This is a genomic window from Celeribacter indicus (assembly GCF_000819565.1).
Lineage (GTDB): Bacteria > Pseudomonadota > Alphaproteobacteria > Rhodobacterales > Rhodobacteraceae > Celeribacter > Celeribacter indicus.
On the sequence record NZ_CP004393.1, the window covers coordinates 3,849,227 to 3,869,176 of the forward strand.

Annotated in this window: 22 protein-coding genes and 1 other annotated feature; of the genes, 12 read left to right on the top strand and 10 right to left on the bottom strand. The window is 59.9% G+C overall.

The features are described from left to right. Positions 1-340: 340 nt before the first annotated feature. Together P73_RS18945 and P73_RS25165 are read right to left on the bottom strand one after the other, a co-directional pair. Positions 341-598 carry a hypothetical protein gene (locus P73_RS18945; protein ID WP_043870791.1) on the bottom strand — a complete coding sequence of 86 codons (258 nt, stop codon included), beginning with the start codon at positions 596-598 and terminating at the stop codon, positions 341-343. Between the two features lie 963 nt (positions 599-1,561). Next, positions 1,562-2,062, bottom strand: coding sequence for a helix-turn-helix domain-containing protein (locus tag P73_RS25165; protein WP_074743350.1), 501 nt, complete (start codon positions 2,060-2,062; stop codon positions 1,562-1,564). A 223-nt stretch (positions 2,063-2,285) separates the two neighbouring features. Between P73_RS25165 and P73_RS26030 the strand changes: the two genes are divergently transcribed. Both P73_RS26030 and P73_RS26285 read left to right on the top strand, forming a co-directional pair. Further along, positions 2,286-2,555, top strand: coding sequence for a hypothetical protein (locus P73_RS26030; RefSeq protein WP_139267183.1), 270 nt, complete (start codon positions 2,286-2,288; stop codon positions 2,553-2,555). Between the two features lie 56 nt (positions 2,556-2,611). Further along, positions 2,612-3,610 carry a transposase domain-containing protein gene (locus tag P73_RS26285; protein ID WP_245629290.1) on the top strand — a complete coding sequence of 333 codons (999 nt, stop codon included), beginning with the start codon at positions 2,612-2,614 and terminating at the stop codon, positions 3,608-3,610. Position 3,611: 1 nt separating this feature from the next. On the opposite strand, the gene P73_RS18960 is transcribed toward P73_RS26285, so the two are convergent. The 7 genes from P73_RS18960 to P73_RS26790 all read right to left on the bottom strand — a co-directional run bounded on the left by P73_RS18960 (position 3,612) and on the right by P73_RS26790 (position 8,334). Then, a protein-coding gene (locus P73_RS18960) for an IS3 family transposase (RefSeq protein ID WP_420836116.1) occupies positions 3,612-4,834 on the bottom strand; the annotation gives its coding sequence in 2 pieces (ribosomal slippage) (positions 3,612-4,546 and positions 4,546-4,834; 1,224 coding nt in all). Further along, positions 4,437-4,553: a sequence feature (AL1L pseudoknot), on the bottom strand. Its footprint overlaps the gene before it by 117 nt. Before the next feature lie 138 nt (positions 4,835-4,972). Continuing rightward, positions 4,973-5,197: a hypothetical protein gene (locus P73_RS18970; protein ID WP_043870794.1), complete on the bottom strand. Its 225-nt coding sequence runs from the start codon at positions 5,195-5,197 to the stop codon at positions 4,973-4,975. Further along, the gene (locus tag P73_RS18975) at positions 5,194-5,877 is read right to left on the bottom strand and encodes a PDDEXK family nuclease (protein ID WP_043870795.1); all 684 of its coding nucleotides are present in this window, start codon (positions 5,875-5,877) and stop codon (positions 5,194-5,196) included. Before P73_RS18975 ends, P73_RS18970 begins: the two co-directional genes overlap by 4 nt. Before the next feature lie 251 nt (positions 5,878-6,128). Continuing rightward, a complete protein-coding gene (locus tag P73_RS25760; protein ID WP_139267219.1) occupies positions 6,129-6,368 on the bottom strand; it encodes a hypothetical protein in 240 nt (79 codons plus the stop codon). 130 nt (positions 6,369-6,498) lie between these two features. Then, positions 6,499-7,125 carry a hypothetical protein gene (locus tag P73_RS18980; RefSeq protein ID WP_043870796.1) on the bottom strand — a complete coding sequence of 209 codons (627 nt, stop codon included), beginning with the start codon at positions 7,123-7,125 and terminating at the stop codon, positions 6,499-6,501. Between the two features lie 442 nt (positions 7,126-7,567). After that, entirely contained in the window at positions 7,568-7,894 is a 327-nt protein-coding gene (locus P73_RS18990; protein WP_043870798.1) for a hypothetical protein, read from the bottom strand. 140 nt (positions 7,895-8,034) lie between these two features. Further along, positions 8,035-8,334: a helix-turn-helix transcriptional regulator gene (locus P73_RS26790; protein ID WP_043870799.1), complete on the bottom strand. Its 300-nt coding sequence runs from the start codon at positions 8,332-8,334 to the stop codon at positions 8,035-8,037. Positions 8,335-8,354: 20 nt separating this feature from the next. On the opposite strand from P73_RS26790, the gene P73_RS19000 reads away from it, so the two are divergent. The 4 genes from P73_RS19000 (at position 8,355) to P73_RS19015 (ending at position 12,619) form a co-directional block, all read left to right on the top strand. Next, on the top strand, positions 8,355-9,116 hold the full coding sequence (locus P73_RS19000) for an 8-oxoguanine DNA glycosylase (protein ID WP_139267218.1): 762 nt from the start codon (positions 8,355-8,357) through the stop codon (positions 9,114-9,116). 397 nt (positions 9,117-9,513) lie between these two features. Then, positions 9,514-10,704, top strand: a complete 1,191-nt coding sequence (locus tag P73_RS19005; protein ID WP_043870800.1) for a PfkB family carbohydrate kinase — start codon at positions 9,514-9,516, stop codon at positions 10,702-10,704. A 47-nt stretch (positions 10,705-10,751) separates the two neighbouring features. Then, positions 10,752-11,288 carry a 7-cyano-7-deazaguanine synthase gene (locus P73_RS19010; protein ID WP_245629199.1) on the top strand — a complete coding sequence of 179 codons (537 nt, stop codon included), beginning with the start codon at positions 10,752-10,754 and terminating at the stop codon, positions 11,286-11,288. 158 nt (positions 11,289-11,446) lie between these two features. Continuing rightward, the gene (locus tag P73_RS19015; protein WP_043870802.1) at positions 11,447-12,619 is read left to right on the top strand and encodes an IS5 family transposase; all 1,173 of its coding nucleotides are present in this window, start codon (positions 11,447-11,449) and stop codon (positions 12,617-12,619) included. A 109-nt stretch (positions 12,620-12,728) separates the two neighbouring features. On the opposite strand, the gene P73_RS19020 is transcribed toward P73_RS19015, so the two are convergent. Next, the gene (locus P73_RS19020) at positions 12,729-13,067 is read right to left on the bottom strand and encodes a hypothetical protein (protein WP_043871960.1); all 339 of its coding nucleotides are present in this window, start codon (positions 13,065-13,067) and stop codon (positions 12,729-12,731) included. Positions 13,068-13,849: 782 nt separating this feature from the next. On the opposite strand from P73_RS19020, the gene P73_RS26335 reads away from it, so the two are divergent. The 6 genes from P73_RS26335 to P73_RS19050 all read left to right on the top strand — a co-directional run bounded on the left by P73_RS26335 (position 13,850) and on the right by P73_RS19050 (position 19,938). After that, the gene (locus P73_RS26335) at positions 13,850-14,581 is read left to right on the top strand and encodes a hypothetical protein (RefSeq protein WP_202966915.1); all 732 of its coding nucleotides are present in this window, start codon (positions 13,850-13,852) and stop codon (positions 14,579-14,581) included. 501 nt (positions 14,582-15,082) lie between these two features. After that, the gene (locus tag P73_RS19030; RefSeq protein ID WP_217621344.1) at positions 15,083-16,342 is read left to right on the top strand and encodes an ABC transporter substrate-binding protein; all 1,260 of its coding nucleotides are present in this window, start codon (positions 15,083-15,085) and stop codon (positions 16,340-16,342) included. A 90-nt stretch (positions 16,343-16,432) separates the two neighbouring features. After that, positions 16,433-17,302, top strand: a complete 870-nt coding sequence (locus P73_RS19035) for a carbohydrate ABC transporter permease (protein WP_043870804.1) — start codon at positions 16,433-16,435, stop codon at positions 17,300-17,302. Next, positions 17,292-18,116: a carbohydrate ABC transporter permease gene (locus tag P73_RS19040; protein ID WP_043870805.1), complete on the top strand. Its 825-nt coding sequence runs from the start codon at positions 17,292-17,294 to the stop codon at positions 18,114-18,116. Before P73_RS19035 ends, P73_RS19040 begins: the two co-directional genes overlap by 11 nt. A 35-nt stretch (positions 18,117-18,151) precedes the next feature. Beyond that, positions 18,152-18,919: a glycerophosphodiester phosphodiesterase family protein gene (locus P73_RS19045; RefSeq protein WP_043870806.1), complete on the top strand. Its 768-nt coding sequence runs from the start codon at positions 18,152-18,154 to the stop codon at positions 18,917-18,919. Next, complete coding sequence (locus P73_RS19050; protein ID WP_043870807.1) at positions 18,916-19,938, top strand: ABC transporter ATP-binding protein; 1,023 nt, start codon at positions 18,916-18,918, stop codon at positions 19,936-19,938. Before P73_RS19045 ends, P73_RS19050 begins: the two co-directional genes overlap by 4 nt. Positions 19,939-19,950: the final 12 nt, after the last annotated feature.

Here is a 19,950-nt window from a genome sequence, read left to right on the forward strand (position 1 = left end):
TGCGCCGGCGAGGCGAACGTGATCGGCTCAGGCCGGAATCCTGAAGACTTCCCGCGACGAATGGCTGCTCAGGGTTTCATAGCCATTTTCCCGTAACCAGATAGCAATCGCCGATGTTTGCCCCGTCGCTTAGCGGATCAAGCCATTGCGCGTGCAGCACGAAGATCATGCCAGGCTGAGCGCGCTCGGTGTTGTTGTGCGATGTCACGTTGAATCGGGGGGCCCGAAGCTACCGACACTGTGATCGTGGTTCGGGTTGTGCGGTCCGCGATTGGCCGGATAGACATGGTTGAGCGTTCTGCCCTGCGCTTCATAATCCGCGCGTAAATTTCAAAGTCGCTCACGCCCGGTCGCGCGACGTGGCAGGCCGCTGGTACCCGATGTCAGCGAGCGCGGCGGTGCGAACCTGGGCCTGCTCGTTCAGCGAGAAGATCCTCTGCATCCGATTCAGGACACTGGTCTCGTCCGTATACTTTACGTGTGGCATCTGCTCCTGCAGACTGGCCAAGAACCAGCTCGAGCTGCTCTCGTGGGTCATGTAACCAAACGACAAACCGCCCTCGACGTTGACGACTGCAGCGATGATATAATCTGGCACCGTCGGACATCAGGCAACCACACATCACGCCCAAGACCGCAGGGGTGCCGATGCGTCTGGCGGGAAGCCGGTCGATTAGGACGTTTTCGATCAACACCTTCGAAAGCTTACGCTTGATCAACCATGAGCATCAGACCGATAGCCCGACCCAAAAGCCGTCCATTGGGACAGCCATCCTAACGAAAATGTTTAGGCGGAGCCTGGTGCTTTCGACGTTCGGCTTCGACGGTTCTCCCGACCCGCGCCGCGCAGATCTATGCGGTGGAGCCTCGCGAGGATCCGGCCCAGACAGCCTTGGGAGATCTCGACATGCTCCGACCAGGCGATTTCGGAACCACGCCGGAGTTCCTCGCGTCTGAGGGAGCCGGGCAGCTCATGAGACACGACCGTCTCTCCCCGGATCACATGTATGGAATGGCTGTCATCCCTGTGCTTGCGGCGTGTCCCATTCATATGCGGAACATCTGCGTGCGTAGAAAAAATGCCCAAATGGCCTCCACGATCATTGTTGTTTTTCCGATTTCAGAGGGGGTCGTCCGGTTTGTTCAGCGCGACCTGCTCCCTGTGCAGATTACCGGGGCCCGCCGCCATCCGGGATGATCTGTATCAAGCAGAAGCACGGAGAGCCGCCTATCCCAGCCTGCGCCATGTCTCGCGCAGCGCGCCCTATATGCACAACGGCTGTTCCCGAGCCTGCAGGCGCTCGCGAACCTCTACGACGCGGGGGGGGGGGGGGGACCGGCACAGCTGACGGCGTTCAGGCGGTTTGATCTGTGGCTTGAAAAATATTGGTTTAATATCAATACGTTGCATGTTTTCGTTTTCACGGGGTTTGATAGGTTTTAGCAGGAGAAGGCCTTTAACCCCGGAATGACACGAATAATTTCAGTAAATTATCTAATGATTTCAATGGGGGATATGCTGATACCGTAAAGGATATTCTTAACGGTTAACACTCAACTCTCAGGGAATTATCTTACCATTTTGAAGATCAGAATAAACTACATTAAATACACGCTGCGTTTCTGAATTGGCATCTGACTCGCGGCTTTTGGCGACCATGTTTCGCAGTTCCGCCGCTCGCTCAAAAGCTAGTTCCCGCGTGAATTCACGCCACTGTTGGCTTCCGAGCTCAAGGTTTTGGAATCTTTTTGAAAGCAGGCCCTCGCGTTTCAAGTCTTCGAGTAAAGCAAGAAGCACGGCCAAAGAGCTATTCTGTACCCTCCATAAATCATCATCGACACCAAACAACAACCAGTCAGCGCTAACTCTCAATGATGCGCAAAGCGAAGCGATTGCGGTAGCTCTAGGAGAGCTGGGGCCAGCCAAGTATTTCTCCATGGCACTCTTGGATACACCGGCTTTTTGAGAAAGCTCTGAGACCGTGAGCTTATGCGTATTCATGAGTGTACGAAGCCGCTCGGATATATCCAGCGCGTCGAATGAAGTTTGATTGTCTGACATAGTGCGGATAACCTTTCTATTGCAATGATATCCGTAATTAGTTACGGTATTGCATAGTTGAGTGTGCTGCGCCGCCTTTTAACACGCAAGAACGTGGAATTTAATGCCTAAAGTTCCGATATCTGATCTGCAAGGAGTAGGGCGTATCCCTAACAGTAAGCCCGGGGCCATTTCATGGCTACGGCGCAATGCCATTGATCTCGTATCGGATGGTCAACGTTTCTTGGCCGATATCTATTCTTTACCTGAAACCGAGAGGAATGCCTTTAACCGCATTGGTGTTGACAGCGACCTTTTACCCGCCGGAGCCTATGACGACACTGCACACCGTGTTTTTGCAGAGACGTCTCCATCTCGCAGGCGGCGCGCGGAATATAAGGCGTCCATTGCCCGAATGCTTGTCAGCTTACGCAAACGCGGCATAAAAGAAGGTGAGCGGTTTGCTCTCGTCCGAGAGCACTTTGGTTCAAAAGGAACGTCGTTGCCTCTTTAAGGCGGCTTCAAAGGGATGTTCAAGGGGTCGATCCGATCAACTATGCCCCGGCTCTTCTGGATGATTATAAGGCCACGGCCAAACAAACAGAAATGAGCGAGGACGCTTGGCGGTTCTTTATGACGTTGATCCGCGACGCCGCACCGGATTGGCCTCTTCGCGAAGCATGGCGGCGCGTTCGGGATGCTGGACCGGCCATGAGCTGGACCGTACCGTCATATTCCACCTTTTACCGTCGCTGGAATGGATTGGCCGAAGCCGAACGCCTCCATGCCAGACTTGGGCGTCACGACACTGCCAAACGGCTCAGCATTCCGGCGCATAGGGATAAAACCTCTATTCTGCCACTCGAATGGGTTTCTCTGGACGGGCGCACACTGGATTTCTGGGTGGATTGGGGGGATGGAACAGCCGCACGCCCCGTCATGCTGGCCTTAGTCGATGTCGCCTCCAATATGGTTCTGGATTGGGAACTCACACCCTCAGAAAACGCGACCAGCACAGTGAGACTGATCAAACGGACGTGTGAACAGTACGGTATCTTTGACCGGCTCTACACGGATAACGGCTCCGCTTTCGCGGGTCATTTGGTCGCTGGTGGGGCAAAGCATCGGTTTAGAAACGGCAAACCCAAAGGTCTTCAACCCATGGGGATTTGTCAGATCATGGGCATTCATTTGAAATTCGCCTTACCAAAGAACGGACAGGCAAAGATTGCAGAAAGAACATTTGCAACGCTTTCCCGAACTGTGGACGATGGGCCGGAGTTTTGTAATGCGCATGCAGGTCATGCGCCCGGAGCAAGCCCTTCTCCCAAAGTGGTGCCGGTCCCTGTCGAAAGTGCCAAAGCTGTCCTCGCCCGGGAGATTTCTCGTCATAACCGTGAAGCCGGACGGCGGAGCCAAGGGGCAAGAGGCAGGTCTTATGAACAGATTTTCCGTGATGGGATTGAACAGAGAGCACAGGACGGGCACCCGACACGACGCCCGACGGCACAACAGCTTTATCTTGCCGGTCTGAACCGCTCCGGGTTTGCCGGAGGCTGTTTGGTTTAAGTTATGCGGCTATGGTCTTAGTTACCAGAGCTGCGTAGAAGTTTGCCTCTGCTTCCGCTGGTGGGATGTTCCCGATGGGCTCGAGGAGGCGGCGATTGTTGAACCAGTCGACCCATTCCAGAGTGGCGTATTCCACGGCGTCCAGACTGCGCCACGGGCCACGGCGGTGGATGACCTCCGCCTTGAAGAGACCATTGATTGTCTCGGCCAAAGCGTTGTCATAGCTGTCACCGACGCTGCCGACCGAGGGTTCGATTCCTGCCTCGGCCAAGCGTTCGGTGTATTTTATCGCCAGGTATTGCGATCCGCGGTCTGAGTGATGGATCAGTCCCACACCAGGCTGCCGCTGATGAACAGCCTGTTCCAAAGCGTCGAGAACGAAGCCTGTGTGAGCCGTGCGGCTGACGCGCCACCCAACGATCCGGCGCGCGAACGTGTCGATCACGAATGCCACATAAACGAACCCTTGCCAGGTGGCGACATAGGTGAAATCGCTGACCCAGAGCATGTTCGGTGCCGGCACCCGGAATTGCCGGTTTACCTTGTCCATCGGGCACGGCTGCTTCTTGTCAGGGATCGTCGTTTTATGCGGCTTGCCCCGGATGACGCCCTGCAGGCCCAAATCCTTCATCAACCGGGCTATCGTGCATCGGGCCACATCAAATCCTTCCCGCCGCATCTGGCGCCAGACTTTGCGCACGCCATAGACCTTGTAATTCTCATCGAACACGCGCTCGATCTCGGGGCGAAGCTCGTCGTCGCGCTTGAACCGATCCGAGCGCAGATCAGGGTCGGCCCGTTTGGCCAGATGATCGTAGTATGTGGACGGGGCAATCGGCAGGTGCTTGCAGATCGGCTCGACCCCGAGCTCTCCACGATAATCGTCGATAAAGGCGATCATGACTTCGGTCGGCGGTCGAGCTCCGCCATCGCAAAATACGCCGACGCCTTCCGCAGGATCTCATTCGCCTGCTTGAGTTCGCGGTTCTCGCGCTCCAGCGCCTTCATCTTCTCGGCCATCTCGGTACTGACCCCAGCACGGTCGCCACGATCAATCTCTGCCTTTTTGACCCAGTCATTCAGCGTGTTCGTCGAACAGCCTATCTTCGCCGAGATCGATACGATCGCTTGCCAGCGGCTCTCATGCTGACCGGCGTTGTCCAAAACCATACGAACCGCTCGCTCGCGCACTTCAGGGGAATATTTGTTCGTTGTCTTGCTCATGATGCTCCATCCTACTCAAGAGTTGGAGCCTCCGGCAAACCCGGAGCGGTTCAGGTCGCCGAACGGCACCGCCTGGAAGAGGGATGGGTCGAGTGAGTGCGGATTGCGGTGCGGACGGCGTCGTCTGCCGTCCTGGGCTCAGTCGCCCGAGGTTACGGCCAGATCAGAGGCGACCTGCAGGCCCTTCTGACACCGGAAAGCCGTGCCTCCGTCGAGGATCATCCAGGCCGGAACAACAGGCGTACCCCACCAAGCAGCCCTGGTGTCGTGCTCGACAGGACCGACAGGTGCGGAAGGGACCTGTTTGGAGCCCTTGCGGTGCTGAGCAACCAGACCAGCGTTTTGGGAATGAGAGACGGTCATGCGCAGACCTCCTTCACCTTGAACACCAAGCTGGAGTGCTCGATACGCTCATAACTCACCATCTGGAGGTGCCCGGACCGGATCAGCCGAACGAGCGCACGGAAGCCCATCCCATCAAGGCCGGTCTGCTCGACCAGGCTTTCGATCGTGACGACGCCGGTCATCCGGCCGACGACATCCCGCGCCACGGGATCGCCGAAGCAGTCCGGCCGCCGCACCGAATGGAAAAGCTTCGCGTTGAAGAGCTCGACCGGGCAGACATCCCGTTCGGTGAAGAGACGGAAATCGTCCACAACCCCCTGAGCGATGGCCTGTTCCTTGACGCGGGCCAGCTGCGCCAGATAGGCGTCCTTCACCTGCCCCATGGGACGCACGGCATAGCCGATGACGGTGCCGTCGCGCTCGGTGGCGACAAGGTCGATGTAGTGCTTGTGGATTTCGCCATCTTCATCGAACCACTCGAAAAGGACTTGTTCAACGAGGTCCTGCACTTCGGGCCGCGCTGCCAGCAACAGCGTCCCTTGCCCCTCGAGATGGCTCTCAAGCCCGGTGCGAAAGCCAGAGCCGGAGCCCAGGACGATACCGCCGGTGAAGTGTTGGGTCGAACCGACCTGGGTGGCACGGTCGCCGCGGCTGGGTTCGGGCAGGCGGACGCCGCCGCCGATGGAAAGGTCAGACATGATTTCTCCCGCCCCGAGAAATAGACATTCTCGGGCTATGACGATCTTGGAAATGCGCGGAGAGCCGTCCTTGTCCTGACGACAGCATCATGCTAATCGGCAGGTGCAACACAGGGATCGGGCTTTCGCACGGTTCATTCGGCGCCAAGCGCCTATATCTGGTTTTGGGTGTTTGAGCCTCTTTGGACAGTTTCTTCCGATGAGCGCCTGTAACCTGACTGGAACTGAGAGATCAGAACCGCGTCAGGAGATCAGCCGCATATTCGGGAATTGCCCATAAGAGACACCGGACCCACCTGTCCAGACCGCCGGGAGAGCGGGGTTTCGGGGGCCGAATTTTCGCAAATTCCGGCCTCAAGATCGGAAAGACGCTCGCCTCCGATTTTCAGATCATCCAGCAGATTTTGCGAAAAGATGACCGGAAGTTCTTCAGCACCGCCCGAAACGCGGGCGCTGTGAGCTTCAGAAAATTTTTGAATGGCCATTTTCATCGGGATAACTCTGTGGATAGTTGAGAACGCACGCCAATTCGGCGGCGCACATCATGAAATCACTCCGATTTCGCGAATCGAATTCGGCAAATCATTCGGCTTTCCGGGCCAGGAAGGCGCCGGGATTCGGTCAGGACGCACCGCTGCGGGCGAGCTGCGACAGCCGCCGGAAGAGCTTGTCGGACAGGATCGTCCGCCGCTCCCACTCCGGTGTTCTCAGCTCCCTGGCAGCATCCCCAAACCAGAGCTTCAGACTGCCCTTGTCGGATCGGTGCGAGAACACGGCATGCGGCCCGTTTGAACTGACCTCAACAGAGACCGGGGCAGAGCTGAACCCTTCGTCTGCGCCAGAGAACCCCTCCTCGAGCCAGTGGCCACAGAATGCGCCAAAGGTGCGGTGCAGTTCCAGGCCAGCGACAGGCAGCCGGTTCAGGGCATCGAGCAGCTTGCTCCCGCCTTCCCCATCGCAGTTGGCTTCCCACTGGATATGGCCGTCAAGGAACAGGTTCCCACGCACAAGCTGAAGCTGCGAGAGTTCTCGCACGGCCTCGGGCGCATCCTTGGTTTCCAGCCCGAGGGCCAGAGGGAGCGTGAGATGAATGACGTCGGCCCCCTGCATATCAGTTGCGGCCCGCCCCCGCCCTCCGGGTGTGAGGAGACCCGCACGACCCATTTCGCGCGCCATCGCGTCGACCTTGTTGGGGTTCAGGTCGAACCGCTGGGCAAGCGCCCGCACCATTTCCCCTTTCGTCGCCATGAGAGCTGTCCTCGTGAAGTGTCGTTGGGAGCGTTATGCCACCCAACAGTTCATGCGTCAAGTTATGGGAAAAAGTTTTTCCGATAATTCTTCGGATAAAATCAGAACCGACAGTCACTCTTCTTGCAGCCGGAGCGGCGCACCACAGCACTGACACACCGGGCGCTTCGCCTTCAGCTCCTCAAGACGGTGCAGCGGTGCGCTCTCCACAAAGTGCCGGACCCTCTCAGGGTCGACGCGGGCACTCCGCGCAGTCTCCCGGTAGACCAGCCAGCAATGGACTGACCCGACGACGCTGATCACCATGCCAGCTATGCAGATCAACGGACCAATCATCGGCTTCCCTTTCTGGAGGTCATCTTGGGCGCAAGCAAATGGCACGCGCCCTCAAGAGGCTGCACCCTGACCGATGCCGTGTCAAATCCGCGGAGGCATGGTCGCGTCATAGCGCCAGCGCGCGCTGCAGATCTTCATATTCGAAGGCGCTGGCCATGCGATTGATCTCAGCCGAACGCCCACCGACCGACCTCGCGGCCTCTCGCCAGGTGGCGGTGACTGTGGCCACCTCCTCGATGATTGCGCGCGCCTGCGCGAGCGTCAGGGCGAAGTATTCTGAAGCCTCTTCCAGCAGATCGAGCGAACAGGTGCCCTCGTCGAGATCGATATTGGCGGTCAGCACCCGCGCCTTGATGTCGGTCGGCACCGGATTGAGATCGTAGGCCGAGAACAACACCCATGCCGCGCCCGATGGCTTCGAAGAGGCATTCAATTCTGCGGTCCGCAAAGGCGTCGACCCCACTCTAGGCGCTGCGATGGACCCAGATCATCGCACCAGCGGGAGACATAACGCCCTGTAGCCGAAGATCATCGCCGAAACACATAATATGTCGGTCGCCGATGTGATGCATTTTATGCATCTCGACTCCGCTCCTCGACAACGCGCACAATCAGGAGCCGAAGCTCCTCAGAGGCTCCGATCACGGCCACTAACTTTTGCACATCATCATCACAAAGCACCTGCCTCGCGAGAAAGTCTTGGAGCAAATCAACTGATTTTCCGCTGCGAATCTTCCCGTTTTCTACCCGAGATACCGACTCCTGAGAAGTACCCAAGAGCTTCGCCAACGCCGCCTGTGAAAGATTTCTCTGGCGTCGCACTTGCCTAATCCGAAGTCCAAAGTGTGGCTGGTCTAGCTTGATCTCGTGCATAACATATGCATACTCGATGCATGAGCAAATTGAAACCCTACTCCATTGAAGACGCCTCTGCCGAAACTGCAAAGCTCCGGCCTTCGGAGGCGGCCGAAGTCCTGCCCGGCATCCCGTATGGTCGCGAAGATCACGTTCTCTCGCCGGCCTACTGGAAATGGCGCTGCGACGTCGGCGAGGAGGAGGGACATGACTATGTCAGCCGCTCGAGCTCGCTGAGGGAGGAGGTTGGCTTCTGCTTGCTCGGAGGCTTTGGCATCAAGATGGAAACCAACGATGCATTCTTCCGGCACCTGAAAGGCCATGGCGTCTTCGATGGGCGGCACATTGATGAAGCTGAAGTTTTTAATCTCCTTGATCAGAGGATCGAAGTAGAGGGTAGAGCTCAAAAGTACCGTTTCCCGAAGCAGAAGGCCAAACGCATAGCGGAGGCCATGTCGCAGCTCGACGTCGACAGGCTATCGAGACTGCCTGACAAGGAGTTCCGGGCGGCTCTCTGCGAGCTACCCGGCATCGGCCCGAAAACAGCCAGCTGGATTGCGAGGAACTGGAAGGGCGCCGACAATGTCGCCATCATCGATATTCACGTTCTCCGGGCTGGCCATTTCATTGGGCTTTTTGACCAGGGCGCCCAACTGCCAAACGACTACTATCTTCTCGAGGACCGATTCCTTGCTTTCGCCAAATCGCTCGGTGTGCGCCCCTCCGTGCTTGATGCCGTGATGTGGTCGGACATGAGAATTTTTGGCTCAACTCTGGTCAATAGAGCAACGGCAGCTTAGCCTTTCCTCACAAACGTGGAGGAACGAGCATGGGTGGAAGTGGAGGGCCGGCAGGAGGGCCGTCAAAAGGCTTGGGAGGAGGCGGCAGCGCCGGCGCATCAACCGGAGGCCCCGGGGGAGGCGAAAATCAGTGCGAGCTTACATTCAGAACAACACTTTTCGGCCCCGTACCTGGCGTCGCAAATCACCTGACGGTAGGTGAAGTATTGAGTGTCGCACTGACTGGCCCCGCGCTCGCCCAAGTTGGCCTATTCACGGCAGCAGGAGCTCAAGCCGGCTCCATCGCCGGCGCGAGGCAACTAATGACACTAATTGCCTGCCTCCAAGCCGGAGTGCTATACAGCGCAGACGTCATTTCCGCTCATGGCTCCGCCATCATTGTTCAGGTCCGTAATGCATGAGTGAAATTGTCGTGGCCGGAGGCTTTTATGGAGAGCGCTGCGTATTTCCGGATGTCGACGATCTCTATGGTTCGGGAGGGCGAGCTGCACTGGCAATCGCTCGTGCAGGACACCAGGTCAAGTGGCATTACTATTGCCCAGACAACCTCACCGACGCTGCAGAGCTCACAGTGTCTTGGAATGGCTTGGAACATTGCCCTCATACATGCGCTGAACAGGTCAATTTCGCTTATCTTCATGGGCTATCCCCGCCCGTGTTCTTCCCGGGCATCATCCCGAGAACCCATACTTTTCAGGTCGAGGCGACAAACGTCCTTCGCTTCGGCATGATGGAAGGCGATGTCGTCGTTCGCGCACACTCGTGCGTATTTGACCCACAGTCCCACAACAACCCCGAGAAATTCCGCGCAAATGGTTCCGGCGCAGAGCGTCTCGCGATAGTTCTCAACAATTCCGAGGTCCTGCACTATGGTGAAGCCCCAAATGAGGCCGACGCGATCCGCAATATCTCCCTAGAGTCACCGGACTGTACTGTCCTGGTGAAGGCGGGCGCGGACGGGTGCCGCATTTACGAAGGTTCAGAGCTCAAAGGAACCGTGCCGCCATATTGGTCCGAGCGCGTCTACAAGATCGGCACTGGTGACGTCTTCAGCGCAGCATTTGCGACCCAGTGGGCCTTGGAGGGACGTTCCGCCCTCGACGCAGCAGACACTGCCTCACGTTGCGTTTCCCAGTACGCCGAGACGCGGACACCGACCGCAAATGCTGAAGGACCGGAGCGGCGAGCACTCCACCAGACGCAGGAAGGGCTCGTTTATGTCGCAGGGCCGATATTCACCATGGCGGAAATCTGGCTCATAAACGAAGCATGCGACGCCTTCGCTCGGCTGGGAATGCCTATTTTCTCCCCCTACCACGAGGTCGGATATGGCATGCCCTCAGAGGTCGTACCCGCCGACATCAAGGGGCTGGATCGGGCATCGGCCGTATTTGCCATCTTGGACGGCTGCGATGCCGGGACACTCTTCGAGGTGGGCTATGCTGCGCGGTGCGGCATTCCGGTTATAGCATTTTCGCAAAACCCAAAATCCAGTGACCTAACTATGCTGACCGGATCGCCCAACTGCTTCATTACCGATGACTTCACCACAGCTATCTACCATGCGACTTGGCTTGCCCGGCAATGAGAGTCCTACTGTTCTCCGGCGGAGTTGAATCCACTGCGCTTGCATACATGTTGCGCCCCGACGTTCTGTTCACGATCGATTACGGACAAGCGCCGGCACAAGGCGAACTCCGGGCCGCGACCTTCATCGCCAGAGAACTAGGCCTGAACCATGAAACCCTGTCAGTAGATTGTTCGCCCTTGGGCGCCGGAGACATGGCGGGAAGGCCAATTGCTAGCCACTCCAGGGTTTCGGAGGCTTGGCCATTCCGCAATCAGCTCTTGGTGACATTGGCAGCCATGAAATTCGCCGGTGAGGGACTGAAGGACATCCTGATCGGCACCGTGGTCTCAGACCGTGTACATGCCGACGGTAGTCCGGAATTCGTCGAACGCTTGGACATGTTGATAAAGTGCGAGTTACCCCAAACCTCAGTCACCGCCCCTGCTCTCAACATGTCCACCCTCGAACTTGTAAAGAGAAGCCAAGTTCCGATGGATATCCTGGGATGGAGCTTCTCGTGCCACCGCTCGACTGTCGCCTGCGGCCAGTGCCGCGGCTGCAACAAGACCATCGATCTGTGGGAGGCGCTAGAACGATCATGAGACTCCTCACATCAGCCGCGTCGCCAAGACCACCACGAGCGCCTGTGACGCGTTGTTTTTCATTGATAAGCTCTAACAGGCCGCTGAAAAACTCCTGCCGCGACGCCTGTCGCGGAACATGATTCACCGTAACCACTACGATGGCGACGGAGTGTGGGATGCGTGGATCAGATCAGGTGACGGGCTCGCTGTTCAGCTACGTCGATCTCGAGGAGCGCATTCCAGTGCGACACCCGCTTCGCAAGATCAGGGCCGTCGTCAACGACGCATTGCGCTCCCTGGATGCAGAGTTCGACCGGCTTTACGCGGGTGAGGGCCGTCCCTCGATCGCGCCGGAACGATTGATCCGGGCCAGCCTGCTGCAAATCCTCTACTCGATCCGGTCCGAGCGGCAGTTCATGGAGCAGATGGACTACAACTTGCTGTTCCGCTGGTTCGTGGGCCTTGGGATCGATGACGTTGTCTGGGTCCCGACCGTGTTCACGAAGAACCGCGACCGGCTGCTGACGACGGACATGTCGCGCAAGATCATGGCCGCCATTCTGGCGCATCGCGAGGTGGCACCGCTGCTGTCGGACGACCATTTCTCGGTCGACGGCACCCTTGTGAAGGCCTGGGCGTCGATGAAGAGTTTCCAGCCGAAGGAAAGAGCGACGTTGGGCGGGGACGAGGGTCTCGGCGATCCGCCAGATGGCAGCGCGCCGCCCACATCTTCCTCTGACCAGTCCACCGCCGAGCCCGACCCGATGACCCGCCCCACACGCCGCAACCGTAACGCCGAAGTCGACTTCCGTGGCGAACGACGGTCGAACGCGACCCATGCTTCGATGACCGATCCGGAGGCCCGGCTGTTCAAGAAATCCCCCGGCGCCGGCGCCATGTTGTGCTTCATGGGGCACAGCATGATGGAGAACCGCTCCGGCCTGATCGTGCAGGCCGACCTGACGCGGGCGGACGGCCACGCCGAGCGGCGTGCTGCCATCGACATGCTTCACCGCCACTCGCCGGGATCAACCCGGCGCCTGACCCTGGCAGCGGACCGCGGTTACGACAGCGCCGACTTCGTCGCCGAGCTGCGCCAAATGGTGGTCACGCCGCATGTCGCCCAGAAGTCTCGACACTCCGCCATTGACGGCAGAACCACCCGGCACCCCGGCTACGCCAAGTCACAGCGGCGCCGGAAGAAGATCGAGGAACCTTTCGGCTGGGCCAAAACCATCGGTGGCATGGCGCAGACCCTGTACCGCGGCATCGAGCGCGTACGGGCCCGCTTCACCTTGGCGATGGCGGCCTGCAACCTCGCGAGGCTGCCGAAACTGCTCGCCAACTGAGCCGGCAAGCGGCTACTCGGACTGCCGGTTCGCAAACCAGGCCGCATCAAGCTCCTGCTCAAGGGAAACCCTTCCTCAAGGCAGACTTTTTCAGCGGCCTGCTAAAGGCTTACTTATTTCCGAAATACTTGTCGGCTTCTCCAACCCCGAAGGTCTCCAGCGCTGTGCGGTCCATCTCGAAACCTTCCGGCCGCACCAGGAAATGCGGGATGAAGGGGCCTCCATAATCCACCACAGGATGGCCCTGATGGGTGAGAAGCTCCCCGTTCGCTTCTTGGGCCAACATGATGAAGTCGACGAGATACTGGACGCCATTGAATAAGGCACTTCGTTCTGCCGCAGGAAGGTCGGCGATTGTTTTCAGGTCAATCACCTGGTTCATCAGGTCGACGAATTCTTGCTCGGTGAAGTTCTTGGGAAGTTGCTTGGCGAAGTCGGAAAGGTTCATGGTTGCGCCTTCTGTGAAATAGATAATGCCCACAGGTTCCCGCAGATTCGGGAACTGCCCCTCGAGACAGTGGTAGGCTAGCTTTTCCGGATGGCGCAACAGGAAACATCTTTCGAAAGATGCTCCACCCGCTTGAGAGAATTGCGAAAAATTGACATTGATCTTTTCCAGAAAGTAGCCGCCCGTATGATTTAGGAGTGACCGGCTACAGGATATTGCTCCCAGCTTCGAATAGACCTCCAACCCATCAGGCTAATTGAGCCCCGGTTATCAACATAATTCCGACAGCGCACACCGGCGAGCATCTGCGCGTTTTCAGGGGGCTGCCTTATAATCTCAGGTGAGCCCGAAACACCGAGAGGTCCCCTATGCCCCAGAAATCCCCGCAATCCTTGAGCGCCCATGGCATCGGGGCCGCTCTCATCCTCCTATCGAGCGCCCAGATGGCCCCCGGCCAAGAGGCCGCCGTGCTGGGTGCGATGGTCGCGCCGGGCGCGTCCGTCACGCTCACAAGCACGGCACCTGCCGGGTCATCACGAACCGGGGCCAGGCCCCGATCATGGTCCCCGCCAACACGGCCGAGGAATGGAGCGTGGGGCACACGGCGTTCCTCAATAGCATCTCGAGCATGCCGTCGGTCTCCGTCGGAAGCTGCCCGCCGCCGGCACCTCTCGTGGTAACGGTCTGGGATATCGAAAACCTGCACAGCGGGAACTACTTCGTCGACCTCATCGCCAAGCAGAACACTTCGGGCCGATTGACACGACCGGGACGAAGGCGCGTTGTTCGACGAATTGAGCAAGGCGACCGGTGCGAAATACCCGCTGATGGCCTACCTGTTCTTCCTCAAGGACATGGATCGCTTCATGCCGATCCAGCCCACCGGCTTCGACCGTGTCTTCGGCGAGATCGGCCTGGAACTCCGCACCCTGCGCAATTGCACTTGGGAGAACTACAGCCAGTTCAACCGGTTCTTGAATGCCCTCCGCAAGCCAATCGCGGATCAGGCAGGACTGGACCACGTCCGCCTAATCGACGCCCATTCCTTGCTGTGGCTGTTCTCGACCCTGTTGCGTAAAGAAGCCAAAGGCGAACTGGCAAAAGGTGAAAAGGCCGACGCGCGCTACCTCGGTGCCCTGGAGAAATGGATTGCCGACATTAGGTATTCGGTGGGCAAGACGGTCTTCAACTCCAACGGCCAGGTGGTCCCGACGACAGTCAAGAACAAGGAGCTGCGCATGTCCGACGCGGAGTTGGGCAAGTTGATCCGGGACCTGCTAACCATCCAGGAAGACCGCTGCGCCATCACCGGCCTACCGTTCCAGTTCCGGGGCGCACAGACTGACGACAACATGCTGCCCTCCCTGGACCGCATCGACAGCAATGGGCACTACGCCAAGGAGAACCTGCAGTTGGTCTGCCGCTTCATCAACTTCTGGAAGCAGGCATCTGATGACGCTGAGTTCCGCAGATTGGTTGGCGTCGTACGTGGCGATGACATGGAAGGTGGATAGCAGGCACCGAAACTGCGGAACGACAATCATCAGACACCAGACGGCCCACTGCGGTCATTCGTCTGGCTGCCCGCGCTGCGTCGCGGCTTCGCCAAACCGGACATCGGTGGCATCCTGCAGCAAGATCTGGCACGCCAAGGCCAGCTCCGCGGACAAAGCTGCCGTTACCTGCCCACTCCGACTTGCCTGGGTCCGGATTGCATCGGAAATTCGTCGCGCGATTGCGACGCCCCCCCTGCCGGTATCATGCCGCGGGACGGAAGAAAGTCGGGGCGAACCGGCCAATGGAGAGCTGCAAACTTGATTGCAGAAACCGAACTTTCGCCGACTTCTCCGCCTCGACCAAAGCCAGCCGAGCACCGGTCGCCCAGACCTGATGCCCCCCCCAACACCGGTGGGCCGTCAACAAATCTTAACGTATCGTTCGATTTTCCGTCACATAGCGCGACTATCCCGACCACCGAAACAACGTGCAACCCAAATTGCAAAAAGGTGGTCCCCTTGGACAGAAAACTTACCCGTGTCGCCGGGATGGGCCTTGCTGCCCTGCTTGGCTCGACCTCTCTTGCAGCGGCAGAGGTCACCGTCGAATTCTGGCACAGCTTCGGCGGCTCGTCCGGTGACGCGCTGGCCGAGATCATCGCCAACTTCGAAGAAGCCAACCCCGGCATCACCATCGAAGCCGAGCATGTCGGCAACTACAATGACATCGTCGCTCGCCTGCAAGCCGCCATCCCCGCTGGCCGTGGCCCCGATGCCGTCATCATGGAAGTCACCCGCTACGGCCTGTTCGCCGATCGCGGCGTGCTGATGGACCTGACAGATTACCTCGAAGCCGATCCACTCAAGGACGAACTGTTCGACTTCGCCCGCGAGGTCGGCGTCTACGAAGGCAAGAACTATATCGTGCCCTTCAACAGCTCGACCCCGGTCACCTATGTCAACAAGGACATCTTCGAGCGCGCAGGCCTGCCTGAGGACACGCCGCTGACCACCTATGACGAGATCCTCGCCGCCGCGCAGAAGATCCAGGGTGCGTTGGGCGACGAGGGCATCTATGGCATCGCGGCGCCCGGCCAGTTCGCGCGCTGGGGCCTGATCATGGACAATGACAGTGACCTGATCGACAGCGTGTCGGGCGAGGTCCTGATCGATGCGCCGAACACCGTCGAGGCCTATGAATGGATGGCGTCTTTGGTGCATGAGCACGGAGTCGCCTCGGCCGACAACGTGACCGACGAGAAGACCGGCCGCGACGCGTTCTTCGCGGGCAAGGTCGGAATCATGCTGAATTCGACCGGCAATTACCGCCAGTCCAAGGCGTCGCTGGGCGATGATCTGATCGTGCGCCCGCTGCCCTGCAACAAGGTCTGCGCCGCACCGATCGGGGGGGCCGGCATCGGTATCCTGTCGACGGCGGACGCCGAAGTGCAGGACGCGGCTTACGAGTTCATCAGCTTCGCCGCGTCGGCGGAATCGAACGCGATCTGGTTCGCGGGCACCGGCTATATGCCGATCAACCGCAACACCGCAGACCAGCCGCTGGCAGCCGAGACGCTTGAGAACGAGCCGGGCATCCGGGTGTCGATCGAGCAGCTGGATGTCGCCCGCGGCCGTCCGCGCCCGCCGGTCGTGACCTGGATGCGCGCCACTGAGTACGACATGTGGCAGGCGATGGCGCTGGGTCAGCGCGACGTCGAGGACACACTTGCCGACTTCGCCAAGCGCACCCGCGTCGAGGCGGGCCGCGTGGGCCAGTAACCGCGCCCGAGCCACCGGTCAGGGGCCCCGCTACGGGGCCCCTTTCCCGTCCGGTCCCGTGGTCCCCGCGCCCAAGGCACTCTTCCCGATATGCTTCGCAAACTGACACCCTACCTGTTCGTGCTGCCCCTTCTGGGCTTCATGGCGGTCTTCACCTACTACCCGATCCTGCAAAGCGTGAACCTGTCGTTCCGCGAGTGGGATTTCATGTCGCCGACCAAGCCGTGGGTCGGGCTCGACAATTACCGCCTGCTGCTGACCACGCGCGATTTCTGGAATTCGCTGAAGGTCACGGCGGTCTTCGCGCTCATCTCGGTGCCGCTGCGGCTGGCGCTGGCGCTGGCGGTGGCCTCGTTCCTGATCCGCGAGACTGCGGTGTCGCGCATCTCGCGGGGCGCGATCTTCCTGCCCGCCGTCACCTCCACCGTGTCAATCGCGGTGGTGTTCAGCTGGGTGTTCTCGACCGATTACGGCGCGATCAATGGGTTCATTGCCCTGCTGGGCTTCGACAAGGTGACGTGGATGCAGGACCCGCAGCTTGCGCTGTACGTCATCATCTTCGTGAACACGTGGAAACAGCTCGGCTATGACGTCATCATCTACACCGCCGGGCTACAGGCGATTTCGATGGAATACTACGACGCGGCGGCGGTGGACGGCGGTCGCCGGTTCCATGTGTTCCGGCGCGTGACCTTCCCGCTGGTGATGCCGACCACGTATTTCCTGCTGGTGATCTCGGTGATCGACGCGTTCCAGGTGTTCACCATCGTCGACGTGATGACACGCGGCGGTCCTGCGGGCGCGACCGACATGATCGTCAACATGCTCTACCGCGTGGGCTTTACCCTGTTCGACATCGGCACTGGGTCTGCGCTGGCCGTGCTGCTGTTCATCTTCCTGATTGCGCTGGCCCTGGTAAAGGCCCGCGTGATCGGCCGGAGGGTTCATTATGACTCGTGAAACGTCCGCCCGCGCCCTTTGGCTCATCAATGGCCTCACGCTGCTGGCCGCCGTCATCTTCCTGTCGCCGGTGCTCTATTCCATCTGGATGAGCTTCCAGACTTCGGATGCCTATTACTCCGGCGGGGTCGACTTCACCCTGCGCAACTACGACGTGGCGGTCGGGCAGTACAACTTCGCCCGATATCTGCTGAACTCGGTGATCGTGTCGGGGATCGTGACGCTGCTGGGCATCTCGTTCGCCACGATGGCCGCCTTCGCCTTTGCCCGGTTCGAATTCCCGGGTGGCAACCTGATGTTCGGTGCCGTGGTGGCGACGCTGATGATCCCCAGCCACATCACGCTGATCCCGAATTATCTGACGCTGGCGCGCGCCGGGATGCTGGACAGCTATGCGGGCCTTATCCTGCCTGCGATATCGTCGGGCTTCGCCGCCTTCTTCCTGCGCCAGTACATCCGCGGAATCCCCCGCGCGCTGGACGAGGCGGCCTACATGGACGGGGCGACGCCACTGAAAGTGCTGTGGCGGGTGATCGTGCCGATCTCGAAGCCGGCGATCTTCTCGATGGCGCTGCAATTGTTCATCGCCGAGTGGAACAACTACATCTGGCCGCTGGTCGCGATCAGCGAAAGCGACCTCTTCACCCTGCAAATCGGGCTGGCGCGGCTGTACCGCGTGAACCCGGGCGAGGACGTGATCGATTGGCCGCTGGTCATGGCGGCCTCGACGATCACCATCCTGCCGGTCCTGCTGGGCTTCGTCCTCGTCGAGCGCCACCTCGTGCGCGGCATCACGATGGGAGCGGTGAAATGAGCGCGGCCCCGAAACACCAACAAGAAGACATCGCAATGACTGATCTTTCCCTTGTAGCCCGTATCGCCTCGCACCGGGGTGGCACGCTGGAATTCGGCGACAGCACGCCGCACGGCTTCCGCACCACCGCCGCGATGGCCGTGGACGAGGTGGAGTTCGACGTCCATCCCACCGCCGACGGCGCGATCATGGTACACCATGACGCCACGCTGGACCGGACCACCGACCGCACGGGCGCGATCCGCGATCTGCCCGAGGCGGCAGTGCGCGCCGCGGTCATCGACTATTCCGGCGGGCAGCACCCGATCTCGCTTTCCGAGCTGTGCGACATCTACAGAGACAGTCGCGTCACGCTGCGCTGCGAGATCAAGCCGGGACCGGGCGGCGTGGCCTATGCCGATTTCGCGCACCGCGTCGTGGCCGAGATCGAACGCTGCGGGATGCTGGCGAAAACCGGCTTCACCTCGTTCCTCTTGCCAACCCTCGGCGAACTGCGCGATGTCACCGACCGGCCCCTGCTTTGGTTGGTGAGCCCCCCGGTGCTTACCCAGCTTGGTGCCAGCGCCGTGGCGGACCTGGCGAAGGGTCATGGCATCCCCGAGATCGGCGTCAACGTAGACACCGCCACGGAAACGCTGCGCGATCACCTTCAGGGCACGGGGCTGGAGTTCGGCTGCTGGGCCGCCCATACGGCCGCGCAGATCGACCACGCCCTGCGTCTGGGCGCCAAGGTGTTCACCACCGACCGCCCCAGCCTTGCCATCGCCCGCCGCGATGCATTCCTTAAGGAGACGGCAGCATGAGCTCGATCACCCTTCGCGACATCCGCAAGAGCTATGCCAATGGCCCGCGGGTCCTGCATGGTGTCGACCTCGACATCGGCGACGGCGAATTCGTCGTCATCGTCGGCCCTTCGGGCTGCGGCAAGTCCACCCTGCTGCGCCTGATTGCCGGACTGGAACGCTGCGAGGATGGCGAGATCATCATCGACGGTCGCCGCGCGAACGCGCTTGCGCCGCAGGACCGCAACATCGCGATGATCTTTCAGAACTACGCGCTGTATCCGCACATGTCAGTGCTGGAAAACATCGCCTTCGGCCTGGAACTCCGCAAGGTCCCCCGCAAGACGCGCGAGGCCCGCGCCCGTGAGGTGGCCGAGACGCTTCAGCTGACACCCTACCTCGACCGCAAGCCCGGCGCGCTATCCGGCGGCCAGCGCCAGCGAGTGGCGATGGGCCGCGCCATGGCGCGCGACACCTCGACCTTCCTGATGGACGAGCCGCTGTCGAACCTCGACAACGCCCTGCGCAACGCGATGCGGACCGAGATCAAGACGATCCATCAGCAGCTGGGCGCCACCATCGTCTTCGTGACCCACGACCAGACAGAGGCACTGTCGCTTGCCGACCGGATCGCGGTGATGAAGGACGGCCACCTGCAGCAGTTCGACACACCGGCTGCGATCTACGACCATCCGGTGAACCGCTTCGTTGCGTCTTTCCTTGGCACGCCGAAGATGAACTTCGTTACCTCCGACACGATCACGGGCTGGACCGGGCGACGCGGGGTCGAGCTGGGCCTGCGCCCCGACACGCTGCGGCTGCACCGCGAGAAACCGGGCGCCGCGTCCATCGAGGCTCGGCTGACCCTGACAGAAATGACCGGATCAGAGGTCGTGTTGCACTGCCAGACGCAGTCGGGTGTCATGTCCGCCATTGCCCACCGCGGGCAGGAGCTTCCCGCCCCGGGTGACCGGATCTGGCTGGAATACGACGCAGCTGCCGCACATCTGTTCGACATGCAAACTGGCGCGCGCGTCTGACGCGGCACCCTG